The organism is Zoogloea sp. GDB6, from assembly GCF_056724105.1.
Map to the genome: position 1 here is coordinate 4,700,718 of NZ_CM161497.1, position 12,510 is coordinate 4,713,227.

Sequence of the window (12,510 nt, forward strand, 5' to 3'; positions counted from 1 at the left end):
TAAATACTTACCGGAAAGATGGTAGTGCATCGCTATTCACATCACAAAGTAACGATGTTGTTCTTGAAAGCGTAACGAATCAGTTCGGCTTTGTTCTTCAGCCCCAGCTTGCGCATCAAGTTGCGCCGGTGCGTTGCCGCCGTTCCGACCGAGACCCCCAGCGCTTCAGCGATCTGGGACGTGGTTTTTCCTTCTGCTATCAACTGAAGCACTTCGCGGTTGCGACCGCTCAAACGAATCTGACCCGGGAGCCGCAACGCTCCTGCCCCGGTTCCGGCCCCACCTGCAGATTCGCTTGCGGGTCCAACGGATTGCCCGTCAAGCCTGGCGATGAGCTCCCCGACTCTGCGGATCAGTTCGCTGCCTTCCGTCGTGAGGCGCTTGCGATTGTTGATGTCTTGAAGCGTTCCTGTCGCGCGGATCGGCTGGCCGGCTTCGTCATGGGTGATCTTCCCGCGGGACAGAATCCACAGCCAATGTCCGTCCTTGTGTCTCATGCGAAACTCGGCTTCATAGATGCGCGTTTCGCCCGCCATATGGGTTCGGACCGCCTCGTTAACCACCGGAAGATCATCGGGATGGATAAGGTGCATCCACCCCTCCATCGTCGGTGCAATCTCATCCAGCTGGTATCCGAGCATGGCGGAATAGCGTTCATCGTAGGCGCACTTTCCACTGGCGATATCCATATCCCATGTTCCCAATTCGGCACCTGAAAGCGCAAGCTCCAGCAGGTGAAGGCTCTCAGCGAGTTTTATCTCCGACAGCTTGTGTTCCGTGATGTCGCGGATAAACCCTCGCAACCGAACAGCCTGCCGTCGCGAGCCCTCTCCCTGGAACTCCGCCTGCCCTATGAGTCGGACCCAGCGGATGCTGCCATCCGGTCTTATGATGCGGTGCTCATCATCTATCCGGCCATCTCCGGTGGGATCGAATACCCGCTCGTACTTCGCCTGGACACAATCACGGTCATCGGGATGAATAAAATCCGGAATCATGTTGTAAGGAGGATCAGGGTAGTCGTCGGGCACGCCGAGAATCTCCCGCATTTCCGGGGACCAAAAGGCCAAGCCATTTTTCAGATCGCGGCTGAAAGCGCCGAGATTGGTCGCTTGAGCAGCCAGTTTTAAGTACAGCTCGCTCTCATGACGTAGTTCCTCTGATTGCGAGCGCAGCTCCGATACAGCCTGTGTTTCGCCCTGAGGAATCTTCAATTCACTATTTTTTGAAGGCCGCGCCGCGCCCTCTTCTGACTCGATCGACATACCACCGTCCTCATGATTTCCTCTTGCCGCGCATACTACATGCTGCCTTATTGATTTGATCTTCAGCGGACGCGCCCTGCGCGAATGGCAGGCCCTCGTACGCACCGAGGTGCATCTTCTTCGCAGCGCGGGAACGCTACGAGAACGGCCGCCCCTTCGAATGGGCGGCCCTCGCCCAGGACGAAGGCTTCGCCGATCAGGTCCACATGAGCCGCGAACCCCGCCGCTTCACCGAGGATGAGTCGTTCTGGATGTATCGGTTGTGGGTGTGAGGGGCCGGTGATCCGGCCCGCTCCTCCGGATGCCTACCCGACCGGCAACGCCGCAAGGCGCTGCTTCTCCGCCAGCGCCGTCATCAATTCCCGCGTTTCTGCCGCCAGCATGTAGCAGGCCCACAGGTAATGCTCCTGATGCTCATGATCGAGGCGGCGGAAAGTAATGCCCGCGTTGCCATGAGTCGCCGCCAGCATCGCATGCAACTGCGCGAGGCGGGCCGTGAGCTGATCGGTGACGACCATGGCATTCGCACTGTCGGCCAATTCGTACAGCGTGTCGGGCGAAGCGGAAAACTGCATCGACGTACTCATCGCTCGGCCCTCCTTGCGGAGTGGCAAGCACGAAGCGATGCGGGCGGTGGGAATGAAGCAGAGGCGTGCAGATCTGCACGCGCTGGAGCTTGAACAGCCATGATGGAACTCCTGGGTAGATGGCTACGCTACGTCACCCCACCCAGCCCGCCATTGATCATGAAATCAGGGCGCACCAAGGGCGTGACGAATAAAAACGGCCGCAATGCGGCCGGATATCCGCCTGGATTCATCGAGCTGTCAAACCCGGTCACCACTGTTTAGGCGACGGCGGGAGTATGGGTGGGGGAAGTTGGCGAGGTCAAGGGGAAGGCGGAGAGCAAGGCACGTGGGGATCGTGCGGCTGAATGCGGTAACGGCGCTGGAGGGGTTGTATTAGGCGGTTGCTTATATAGTGGAGCGCACGATCAGGGCCGGTGAGATCAATGTCTGTTACCGACCCAATGCAGTCGTTGAGCTTTGACGAAAGCTGTCGTTCAGCGTTGAAATTCAACGGGTGGCGTAGCCGTCCGTTGCAATGCGCAGTTAGAGCGGATTGCTTGCAGAGACACGGACACAGTCTCCGTGAAATTGATCGTCGTCGTACTGAGACGAAATATAAACGGAATGTCCTGCACTCTCGATTTGAAGGACTTGGTGCATTGAATCAACGAAGCGCATCGACAGCTCACATCCGATTAGATCGCGCCAGAACGGGTGCGAGGAAAGATCAACGGTGCGCAGCACCTCGGGACTGAAGAAAGACGACGAACTTGTACCGATGCTGTACTGGACTGGCTGGCTGCACCACGAAATGAACTCGGCACCGTCAGCGCCGATGAGCATGACTTCGCCATCGAGCTGATGCCAAGGCATCGCTTTTGCCAAGTCTGGGGCGACTTCATGCTCGAAAAGCCGATACGCCACTCGCCGGAGTTGCATACACGCTAACGTAGATCTATGGACTCCCCCGATTTTGCAAGATGAATGTGCTGTTGGTTTGATGGACAAGCCTGCAGGAATCTATCCGGCCTACTATGGCACCCGTCGGCGCCGGCCCTGATGACATACGCACCACGGAAGCCTCATTAGGTAAACGGCCTGGCTTCAGCCAACAACGTTATCAGGCTCTTTCCGTGTCGGTTTTATCCGTCATCCCATCAACACTTTCGCTCGCAAACCTACGGTAGGAAATCACGGGTACTGCGGTTGAAGATCGACAGCCTGTATGGTTCAGGCGGCCACTCGGTACTCGGCTCCCCGAGCCAACATCACCCAGATGATACGGGCATTCTTGGCCGCCAAGGCAACAGCAGCCACGTTGTTGCATGCTCTCGATTTCAGGGCCTCGGCCCAGCGGCTTTTCTTGTCTTCCTTGCCAGCCGTTAAGCGCAAGATCCATCTCGTGCCGTGAATCAGCAAGGTCCGCAGCACCACATCCCCTCGCTTGCTGATGGCGCCAAGCCGCGTTTTGCCGCCGCTGGAGTGTTGCCGGGGCATGAGCCCCAACCAGGCGGCAAACTGCCGCCCGTTCTTGAACGGCTTGCGCGTTGCCTACGCTGGCGACCAGAGCCGTTGCCGTAATAGGGCCAATCCCCTCGATGGCCATCAGCCGTTGGGCGGCTTCGCTTTGCCGGGCCAAGGCCGCGCACCTGATTGATGAGGGCGGTGCGTTCCGAAACAGTCAGTGCACGGGCACGATGAACCGCCAGGATGGCTTGTGCTTCTTCGCTCTTGACCGGAACGAAACGCATGTTGGGCCGACCCACGGCTTCGCAGATCGCTTCGGCATCGTTGGCGTCGTTCTTGCCACTTTTGCGGTAGGGGCTGACGAGTTGCGCCGCCATGAGCCGCGCATCGTGCCCCCGTTTGATCAGTTCCCGGGCCCAGTAATGGGACGCGGCGCAGGCTTCGATGCCGACCAGACATGATGGCAGGCTGGCGAAGAAAGTCAGGACTTCACCACGGGATAAGGTCTTTTTGCAGACCGGTTTGCCGTGGCTATCTACACCGTGGAGTTGGAAGACGAATTTGGCAATGTCGAGACCGATACGGGCAATCTGTTTCATGTCACATCCACTTGATGATCTCAGTCCCATGGCTACCTGGGCGTCAGTGTCATGCTATCGAGCGGGGGAGACCATTTCATTAGGTAACCGGCCTGCGCGGCTTTTCGCGCGAGGTCCGCTCGAATGATGGGTTCGGCGTCACCGCCTCTGGGCCTCCATTTGTTTATCGACCTCCTTGCAGTCGCCTCGGTACGGGACGATTCGATCTACGGTGTCGAAATCAAAGATCGAGCGCCAGGGATCAACCTCGGTATAGACAACCATCTTGCCCATGTTCATGGGGTCGGCACGACTCGGCCCAGCACCAACAAGGGCTTGATCTTCTGTGGTAGCGGGGTCGCTATCACGATCAAAGAGCAGGAAGCCAAGGGATTTTTCGCCCTTATAAGCCTCTGGCCTCGGACGTTGTACCCGATAGATGGACGACTTCTTCCCTTCCTCGGCGACCTTTGAAACTATTCTCTTGGGGGTTCCATCGGCAAATACGGGATTTCCATTTACATAAGCCTGCCGCAATTGATTGTTGGCGTCGTAGTCAGCCGAAATGTTCCAGCGCCAAATGTAGTAACGACATAAATCGATGTCGTAGATGTACTTTTCGACGGCAGAATCGCTTGCCTTGATCTTCTGAGTCGCCTTCCCCTCGACAACGAAAGCACGCCGAATATCGGTACGAGATGATCCCAAAGGAAATCTCGACCGAATCAGAGACGACATATCGTCAAGAGACGTGACTGACTCGAATTCAAATGCTTCAGCGCCAATGGCTAAATTACAGACGCAAATCAGCGACAGTACGATGCTCCCGATGCAGGACTTCTTCATTATCAACTCCATAAGCGAATCCGTGTCAGAGACGCCGAACGTCGTAGCTGAGCAACAGTTTCAGCCAATCAATCGCCAGAACCAGGCTTCCATCTCAACGCCAAAAGTGCGTCCCATGGAGTATCCACCCGGTATGGCTGGACACTATGAATTACGTCACTTGCGCTCCGCCAGCATCGACCGTGTGGTTTTGAGAAACAGATGATCGTGTACAGCTGAAGTTTCAAACCGGCCGGGAATGGCGACAGGCCGTTGCAAGTGGGCTCCCCAGCACCCCGTCAGGCCTCTCTGCGATCCGGCTCAGTTGCGTGAATGAAGACGGTAAACGTGTCCGCCGGCCGGGGTGCGTTGGCGAGATCGAGCGCATGACCGATCGCGCCGCGGTGATACGTGCCGTGGTTGATCAGATGGTAGAGCACTTCCTCCCGGCTCATCGTGCCCTTCTTGCCGTCGACGAACGTGAAGTGGATTCGCTGTTGGAAGTGATCGGGATGCAAGGCCTGGGCGTAGTCCTGCAGCCACTGGTTCGATGCGCTGAGGCGGGAAGCCAGCGCTTCGAGGAGGGGCAGTTCCGGCGTATTGGTTGAGTCATGCGGTTCGGCGCCATCAGAGAGCCGGGCGCGAAACAGTTCTTCGACACGGACCATGTGATTCAACTGCTGTCTGGCGAAGTCGAACTGAGCGACATGAATCTCGCGGTCGATCTGGGCCACGGCATCCAGGGTCCGGCGATCAGCCCAGGCCTTGTACTTGAGGGGGGTGTGGAGGTGCATGAGGGTAAGAAAAATGGCGTTGTCCAATTTGGGCGCGCTGCCCAGTGCCGTGTCCTGTCCGAATCTACTGCGAGCCATAGAGGGCGGCAAGCATGATGTCAACGTGTTTTCTTATCCTCATGTATTGATTCAACAGGGACTGGCGACGTCCGGGAGGGAGCCAAGCGGAGTCCTGGAGATGATCGCCCCGCTGTCGCATGGGCTCGCGACCACCTCTGGGGTACTCGTGACTATCCCGGAGGTACTCGCGACTATCCCGGAGGTACTCACGACTATCCCGGAGGTACTCGCGAGTACCCCGGAGGACCTCGCGCGCCCCACCGAGGTGGTCCGTCCTGTATCGGAAGTCCTCGCTTGGGTACGGGGGATAGGACGGGCCTGTCTCCGGGCTCCTCGCGAGGAGCTCCCGGACAGTCGGCCCCTATCCCGGTGGGCCTCGCGAGGAGCTTTCGGATAGGGCGGGAGTGTCGGCGGGATAGGGGTGGTCTGTCCCGGAGGTACTCGCGAGAGACTCGCGGATAGGGCAGGACACTCGCCGGGCTCCTCACGAGGAGCTTTCGGAGGGTCGGGACGGGTTCGGAGGTTGCCGGATCGGCTTCCGGAAGTGTCTGGCGGGGTGGATTGCGGGTGCTGAGCGATTCAACCGGGGGCGAGCGGATATCGCCAGGGCGCTGCAGCGTCTTGGCAGCGTCCCGGCCGGCCGCGGAGAACGGGCCGGCCGGCTGGCGGAAGGACGATCAGGCTTCCGGCTTGGCGGCGCTGCGCGGCTTGCGGGAGAGGCGGGTCTGCATGGATTCCTTGAGGGTGTCGAGGGCGGTGCCTTTGCCGCCGACTTTGGCGAGGGCATAGCCGTCGTAGGCGGCGCTCATGATGTCGCTGCCGAGGGCCAGCTCGGTATCGTCGGCCCGGTCGGTAAGGGTACGCAGACGTTGCAGGCAGGGACGCAGGACATCGAGGGCGGCGATGTCCTGCTGGAAAGCGGCGAGGTCGAAATTGCCGGGCACGATGCCCGGGTTCTGGCGCAACACCAGCTCGGTCTGGCGGCAGAAGGCTTCGGACTTGTCACCCATCTTGACAGCCTTGCGGCGCTCGTCGGCGGAAAGCGTGATGAGGCCGCCGAGCTTGGCTTCGAGCGCGGTGAGCATGGTGTCGATGGCGTCGATATCGGCCGGGGCAAAGGTGATCGAGACCAGATTCTGGGTCATGGTGAAGCTCCTTGAGATTGAAGTGATGTGGCCGTGGCCATGAAGGCCCGCGCCTGCATGAATGCCAACGGCAACACCACGAATATTACATACAGATTATCTCAATGACATTCATCGGCACCGCACGAAGCCCCAACTCATCCCGCTGCGCACAGAGGCAGGGAAGCAAGCCGGTCGTCAGGAAAGAAAAACCGGCCTGGCGGCCGGTCCTTGGCTGACGGTATTCGACGGGGAAGTCGTTGGCGACCGTCAGGCTGAGCGCAGAGGCTCGATGTTGCGTGCAGGAGAGCCCCAACACCTGGGGGTCGGGGCCATGTTGTTGAATTATTCGGGCAAATGGCAGACCGCTTCAATGTTGTTGCCTTCAGGGTCAATCACGAACGCGCCGTAATAATTTGCGTGATAGTCCGGTCGGAGCCCAGGGGCACCATTGCATTTCCCGCCGGCGGCGATGGCGGCCTTGTAAAAGGCATCGACTTGCGCACGATTCGTGGCTCGCCAGGCGAGGTGGCAACCGGACGTTGCGGCGGGGCCACCGTAGGGTGAAGGACCGTCGATGAACCACACGTCGGCCTTCTTGCCATCCGGCTCGGATGCGTCAGGATAGGCAAACCCGAGGATGTTCGAGCCGTACTGGCCTTCGAAACACACGCTGTAACCCAGCGGTTCCAGGGCAGCGCCATAAAACGCCTTTGCCCGGGCGATATCGATAACGCGGAACGTCATGTGGTCAAGCATGCGGGATCTCCTGAGATGAAGTTGAGGTGAAGTAGTGGACCATAAACTGTATACACATACAGCTTTATATCATAAACATAACTTCATTTCAGGGCGACGACACTACAGCGCGATAACTGCCGGTGCCTCACGCACCTTGAACACGGAATTTCTGACACGCCCCTGCGACAGCCAATAAAAAACCCGGGCGGCGCAGGGGCCGGCCCGGGTTTCTACATTCCCTCGACGGGGGATGCCTCAGAACGGGATGTCGTCGTCGAAGCCGCCGAAATCGTTGCCGCCGGCCGGACGCTGGGGCGCGGACGGAGCGCTGGGGGCCGGGGCGGAACCGCCACCGAAGCCACCGCTGTCGCGGCCACCGCCATAGGACGAGCCGCCACCGCCGCCACCACCACCATAGTTGCCGCCGCTGTCACGACCGCCGCCGTAGTTGCCACCACCACCACTATCGCGGTTGCCGCCACCGCCGTAGTTGCCAGCCGGGCGGCCGCCGCCGAAGCCGCCTTCGTTGCGGGCCGACTCGTCGCCACCGCCCATGCCCTGGCGGCTGCCGAGCATCTTCATCTCGTCGGCGCGGATTTCGGTGGTGTAGCGGTCCTGGCCGTCCTTGTCCTGCCACTTGCGGGTGCGCAGGGAGCCTTCCACGTACACCTGGCTGCCCTTGCGCAGGTATTGCCCGGCGATCTCGGCGAGCTTGCCGAAGAACACCACACGGTGCCACTCGGTGGCCTCGCGCTTCTCGCCGCTGGCCTTGTCGCGCCAGGTGTCGGTGGTGGCGAGGGTGATGTTGCAGATCGCGTCGCCGCTCGGGGCGTAGCGGGTTTCGGGATCCTTGCCCAGGTTGCCGACAAGAATCACTTTGTTGACCGAAGCCATATGTCTCTCCTAAAAATTCTGTAGGGCAGTCGCTCAGGCCGTAGCCACATTGCGGCGCACCGGTGCCGGCATGCTGGAGGCGAGGATCAGCCAGGCCACCGCGAGGCCGCCGCCGAGCAGCGACACTGCGCCGGGGCCGACGTTCTGGGCCAGCCAGCCGCCCAGCGCACCGCCGAGGAACAGGCCGATGGACTGCAGCGTGTTGTAGATGCCCAGCGCCGTGCCCTTGGCGTGGGGCGGGGCGATCTTGGAAATCCACGAAGGTTGGGTCGCCTCGAGCACGTTGAAGGCGACGAAGAACAGGGTCAGCAGGATCGCCAGCGGCCACATGCCGGCGTTGCCCTCGAAGTAGAGGCCGACCTGCACCGCCAGCAGCAGCGCGATGGCGGAGTTGAAGACGGTCTTCATGGCGTTCTTCTTCTCGGCGACGATCACCGCCGGCACCATCACCGTGAAGGACACCAGCACCGCCGGCAGATAGACCTTCCAGTGCTCGGCCACCGGCAGGCCGGCGCGCACGAGGCCGGCCGGTACCAGCACCCACATGGCGGTCTGCATGAGATGCAGCGCGAAGACGCCGAAGTTGAGGCGCATCAGCTGGCCGTTGCCGAGCACTTCGGAGAAGCGCGCGGTGGCCCGCGGCACCGGCGGCGCAGCCGGCACCACGAAGATCACGGCGAGGATGGCCAGCGCGGCCAGCCCGGCGGTGAGCCAGAACAGGCCGCTCATGCCGATCACCGAATACAGCAGCGGCGCGGCGACCATCGACAGCGCGAAGACCAGGCCGATGGACGAGCCGATCATCGCCATCACCTTGGTGCGGTGCTGGTCGCGGGTGAGGTCGGCGGCCAGCGCGGTAACCGCCGCGGAGATGGCGCCGGCGCCCTGCAGCACGCGGCCGATGACCACCGAATGGACGTCCTGGGCCAGCGCCGCGACGATGCTGCCGATCACAAACAGGATCAGACCGAAAACGATCACCGGCTTGCGACCGAAGCGGTCGGAGGCGGCGCCGAAGGGGATCTGCAGGAAGGCCTGGGTGAGGCCGTAGGCGCCAATGGCCATACCGACCAGGGCCACGTTGTCGCCGCCGGGCATGCCGTGGGCGTGCACCGCGAACACCGGCAAAATCAGGAACAGGCCCAGCATGCGCAGCGCGAAGATCGCCGCCAGGGAAAGGCCGGCGCGGCGCTCAGCCGGGCTCATCTTGTCGTCAGTGGAGGAAGCCATGAAACGTGCTGCGTGGGGAGGGTCAAGAGGCGTATATTAACAGGTTGCCCCTGCCCACAATGCCCCATGGACGCCATCCGAATCCGCGGTGCCCGCACCCACAATCTGAAGAACATCGCGCTCGACATTCCGCGCAACCGGCTCACCGTGATCACCGGCCTGTCCGGCTCGGGCAAGAGCTCGCTGGCCTTCGACACCTTGTATGCAGAAGGCCAGCGCCGTTACGTGGAGTCCCTGTCGGCCTACGCCCGCCAGTTCCTGCAGCTGATGGAGAAGCCCGACGTGGACCTCATCGAGGGCCTGTCGCCGGCGATCTCCATCGAGCAGAAGGCCACCAGCCACAACCCGCGCTCGACGGTGGGCACGGTCACCGAGATCCACGACTACCTGCGCCTGCTCTACGCCCGCGCCGGTACGCCCCACTGCCCCGACCACCCGGAGCACGCGCTGGAAGCGCAGAGCGTGTCGCAGATGGTGGACGCGGTGCTGGCGCTGCCGGAGGAAACCAAGCTGATGATCGTCGCCCCGGTGATCAGCGGCCGCAAGGGCGAGCAGGCCGACCTGTTCGTCGAGCTGCGCGCCCAGGGCTTCGTGCGGGTGCGTGTGGATGGCATCGTGCATGAGCTGGACAACCTGCCGGTACTGGACAAGAACCGCCGCCACGACATCGAGGTGGTCGTCGACCGCCTGAAGGTGCGCCAGGACCTGCGCGGACGCATCGCCGAATCCTTCGAGACGGCGCTGACCCACGCCGAGGGCCGTGCCATCGCGGTGGAGATGGACTCCGGCAAGGAACACCTGTTCTCGGCCAAGTTCGCCTGCCCGGTGTGCAGCTTCGCGCTGGCCGAGCTGGAGCCGCGGCTGTTCTCCTTCAACAACCCGATGGGCGCCTGTCCCAAGTGCGACGGCCTCGGCAACGTGGATTTCTTCGACCCCCAGCGGGTCGTCGCCCACCCCGACCTGTCGCTGGCCTCCGGCGCGATCCGCGGCTGGGACCGGCGCAACCAGTTCTACTTCCAGTTGCTCGCCAGCCTGGCCGACCACTACGGTTTCAGCATCGATACGCCCTTCGAGGAGTTGCCCGCGGAAACCCGTGAAGTCGTGCTGAACGGCTCCGGCAAGGAGAAAATCGCCTTCCGCTACCTGTCCGACGGCGGCAAGCCGGTGCTCAAGGAGCACGCCTTCGAAGGGATCATCCCCAACCTCGAACGGCGCTTCAAGGAAACCGACTCCATCGCGGTGCGCGAGGAGCTGGCCAAGTACCGCGCCAACTGCCCCTGCCCGGCCTGCGGCGGCGGCCGCCTGCGCACCGAGGCGCGCTACGTGCTGATCGGCGAACGCAACCTGTCCGAGGTCAGCCGCCTGCCGCTGGCCCAGTGCAAGCACTTCTTCGATGGCCTGCGCCTGACCGGCCAGCGCGCCCAGGTAGCCGAGAAGATCGTCAGCGAGATTTCGTCGCGCCTGCAGTTCCTGATGAATGTCGGCCTCGACTACCTGTCCCTCGACCGCTCCGCCGACACGCTGTCGGGCGGCGAAGCGCAGCGCATCCGCCTGGCCAGCCAGATCGGCTCCGGCCTCACCGGCGTGATGTACGTGCTCGACGAACCCTCCATCGGCCTGCACCAGCGCGACAACGACCGCCTGCTCGATACGCTGCGCCGTCTGCGCGACATGGGCAACACGGTGATCGTCGTCGAGCACGACGAGGACGCGATCCGCATGGCCGACTACGTGGTGGACATGGGCCCCGGCGCCGGCGAGCACGGCGGCCAGGTGATCGCCGAAGGCACGCCGGCGGCCATCGCCGCCCATCCGGATTCGCTCACCGGCGCCTATCTGTCCGGCACCCGCAGCATTGCCGTGCCGGCCAAACGCCATCCGGCCGACCCGGACAAATACCTGCGCATCGAGGGCGCCAGCGGCAACAACCTGAAGGACGTCACCATCGACATCCCGGTCGGCCTGCTGACCTGCGTCACCGGCGTGTCCGGTTCGGGCAAGAGCACGCTGATCAACGACACCCTCTATGCCCACGTAGCCCGCCACGTGAACGGCAGCAGCATCGAGGCGGCGCCGTGCGTCGACATCCACGGCCTGGACCACTTCGACAAGGTCATCAACGTCGATCAGAGCCCGATCGGCCGCACGCCGCGCTCCAACCCGGCCACTTACACCGGCCTGCTGACGCCGATCCGCGACCTGTTCTCCGGCGTGCCGGAAGCCAAGGCCCGCGGCTACGGCCCCGGCCGCTTCAGCTTCAACGTCAAGGGCGGGCGCTGCGAGGCCTGCCAGGGCGACGGCCTGATCAAGGTGGAGATGCACTTCCTGCCCGACATGTACGTGCCCTGCGACATCTGTCACGGCAAGCGCTACAACCGGGAGACCCTGGAGATCCGCTACAAGGGCAAGACCATCTACGAAGTGCTGGAGATGACCGTCGAGCAGGCGCTGGAATTCTTCAACGCCGTGCCCATCGTCGCCCGCAAGCTGGACACCCTGATGCAGGTCGGCCTCGGCTACATCCGCCTCGGCCAGAGCGCCACCACCCTGTCCGGCGGCGAAGCCCAGCGGGTCAAGCTGGCGCTGGAACTGTCCAAGCGCGACACCGGCCGCACGCTGTACATCCTCGACGAGCCGACCACCGGCCTGCACTTCGCCGACATCGAGCTGCTGCTGTCGGTGCTGCACCGCCTGCGCGATCACGGCAACACCATCGTCGTCATCGAGCACAACCTGGACGTCATCAAAACCGCCGACTGGCTGCTCGACATGGGCCCGGAAGGCGGCAACGGCGGCGGCACGCTGGTCGGCAGCGGCACGCCGGAAGCCCTGGCTGCCAACCCCGCCAGCCACACCGGCCGCTACCTGGCCAAGCTGCTGCCCGGCGCCTGAGCCCTCGCCCGCTTTCCCCATCCGCCCCCGTGCCACCGCCGGGGGCGGCATCCAGTACACTGATCACCCGT

At 62.3% G+C, this 12,510-nt stretch carries 11 protein-coding genes and 1 pseudogene; 2 read left to right on the top strand and 10 right to left on the bottom strand.

All coding sequences use genetic code 11. The features are described 5' to 3' along the window. Positions 1-41 precede the first annotated feature (41 nt). A complete protein-coding gene (locus AC1PQG_RS21445) occupies positions 42-1,265 on the bottom strand; it encodes a helix-turn-helix transcriptional regulator (RefSeq protein ID WP_481119771.1) in 1,224 nt (407 codons plus the stop codon). Between the two features lie 305 nt (positions 1,266-1,570). After that, positions 1,571-1,852 carry a hypothetical protein gene (locus AC1PQG_RS21450; protein ID WP_481119772.1) on the bottom strand — a complete coding sequence of 94 codons (282 nt, stop codon included), beginning with the start codon at positions 1,850-1,852 and terminating at the stop codon, positions 1,571-1,573. Positions 1,853-1,951: 99 nt separating this feature from the next. On the opposite strand from AC1PQG_RS21450, the gene AC1PQG_RS21455 reads away from it, so the two are divergent. Next, positions 1,952-2,116, top strand: coding sequence for a hypothetical protein (locus AC1PQG_RS21455; RefSeq protein ID WP_481119773.1), 165 nt, complete (start codon positions 1,952-1,954; stop codon positions 2,114-2,116). 261 nt (positions 2,117-2,377) lie between these two features. Here AC1PQG_RS21455 and AC1PQG_RS21460 read toward each other — a convergent pair whose 3' ends face one another. The 8 genes and pseudogenes from AC1PQG_RS21460 to AC1PQG_RS21495 form a co-directional block, all read right to left on the bottom strand. Then, positions 2,378-2,773, bottom strand: a complete 396-nt coding sequence (locus tag AC1PQG_RS21460) for a hypothetical protein (RefSeq protein ID WP_481119774.1) — start codon at positions 2,771-2,773, stop codon at positions 2,378-2,380. 291 nt (positions 2,774-3,064) lie between these two features. Beyond that, positions 3,065-3,900: pseudogene (locus AC1PQG_RS21465) on the bottom strand (IS110 family RNA-guided transposase). A gap of 138 nt (positions 3,901-4,038) precedes the next feature. After that, the gene (locus AC1PQG_RS21470; protein ID WP_481119775.1) at positions 4,039-4,725 is read right to left on the bottom strand and encodes a hypothetical protein; all 687 of its coding nucleotides are present in this window, start codon (positions 4,723-4,725) and stop codon (positions 4,039-4,041) included. A 278-nt stretch (positions 4,726-5,003) separates the two neighbouring features. Next, entirely contained in the window at positions 5,004-5,525 is a 522-nt protein-coding gene (locus tag AC1PQG_RS21475; RefSeq protein ID WP_481119776.1) for a DinB family protein, read from the bottom strand. Positions 5,526-6,235: 710 nt separating this feature from the next. Then, positions 6,236-6,703, bottom strand: a complete 468-nt coding sequence (locus AC1PQG_RS21480; RefSeq protein ID WP_481119777.1) for a hypothetical protein — start codon at positions 6,701-6,703, stop codon at positions 6,236-6,238. Between the two features lie 324 nt (positions 6,704-7,027). Further along, a complete protein-coding gene (locus AC1PQG_RS21485; protein ID WP_481119778.1) occupies positions 7,028-7,441 on the bottom strand; it encodes a VOC family protein in 414 nt (137 codons plus the stop codon). Positions 7,442-7,678: 237 nt separating this feature from the next. Further along, entirely contained in the window at positions 7,679-8,317 is a 639-nt protein-coding gene (gene ssb, locus AC1PQG_RS21490) for a single-stranded DNA-binding protein (protein WP_481119779.1), read from the bottom strand. Positions 8,318-8,350: 33 nt separating this feature from the next. Further along, entirely contained in the window at positions 8,351-9,523 is a 1,173-nt protein-coding gene (locus tag AC1PQG_RS21495) for an MFS transporter (protein ID WP_481123042.1), read from the bottom strand. Between the two features lie 90 nt (positions 9,524-9,613). Here AC1PQG_RS21495 and uvrA point away from each other — a divergent pair, with 90 nt between their 5' ends. Continuing rightward, entirely contained in the window at positions 9,614-12,439 is a 2,826-nt protein-coding gene (uvrA, locus tag AC1PQG_RS21500) for an excinuclease ABC subunit UvrA (RefSeq protein WP_481119780.1), read from the top strand. The last annotated feature ends 71 nt before the right edge of the window (positions 12,440-12,510 follow it).

Bases quoted from the DNA above. Each gene is read 5' to 3' on its own strand.
- ssb (WP_481119779.1), bottom strand. From the start codon at position 8,317: ATGGCTTCGGTCAACAAAGTGATTCTTGTCGGCAACCTGGGCAAGGAT.
- AC1PQG_RS21445 (WP_481119771.1), bottom strand. From the start codon at position 1,265: ATGTCGATCGAGTCAGAAGAGGGCGCGGCGCGGCCTTCAAAAAATAGT.
- uvrA (WP_481119780.1), top strand. From the start codon at position 9,614: ATGGACGCCATCCGAATCCGCGGTGCCCGCACCCACAATCTGAAGAAC.
- AC1PQG_RS21455 (WP_481119773.1), top strand. From the start codon at position 1,952: ATGATGGAACTCCTGGGTAGATGGCTACGCTACGTCACCCCACCCAGC.
- AC1PQG_RS21495 (WP_481123042.1), bottom strand. From the start codon at position 9,523: ATGAGCCCGGCTGAGCGCCGCGCCGGCCTTTCCCTGGCGGCGATCTTC.
- AC1PQG_RS21470 (WP_481119775.1), bottom strand. From the start codon at position 4,725: ATGAAGAAGTCCTGCATCGGGAGCATCGTACTGTCGCTGATTTGCGTC.
- AC1PQG_RS21485 (WP_481119778.1), bottom strand. From the start codon at position 7,441: ATGCTTGACCACATGACGTTCCGCGTTATCGATATCGCCCGGGCAAAG.
- AC1PQG_RS21460 (WP_481119774.1), bottom strand. From the start codon at position 2,773: ATGCAACTCCGGCGAGTGGCGTATCGGCTTTTCGAGCATGAAGTCGCC.
- AC1PQG_RS21450 (WP_481119772.1), bottom strand. From the start codon at position 1,852: ATGAGTACGTCGATGCAGTTTTCCGCTTCGCCCGACACGCTGTACGAA.
- AC1PQG_RS21480 (WP_481119777.1), bottom strand. From the start codon at position 6,703: ATGACCCAGAATCTGGTCTCGATCACCTTTGCCCCGGCCGATATCGAC.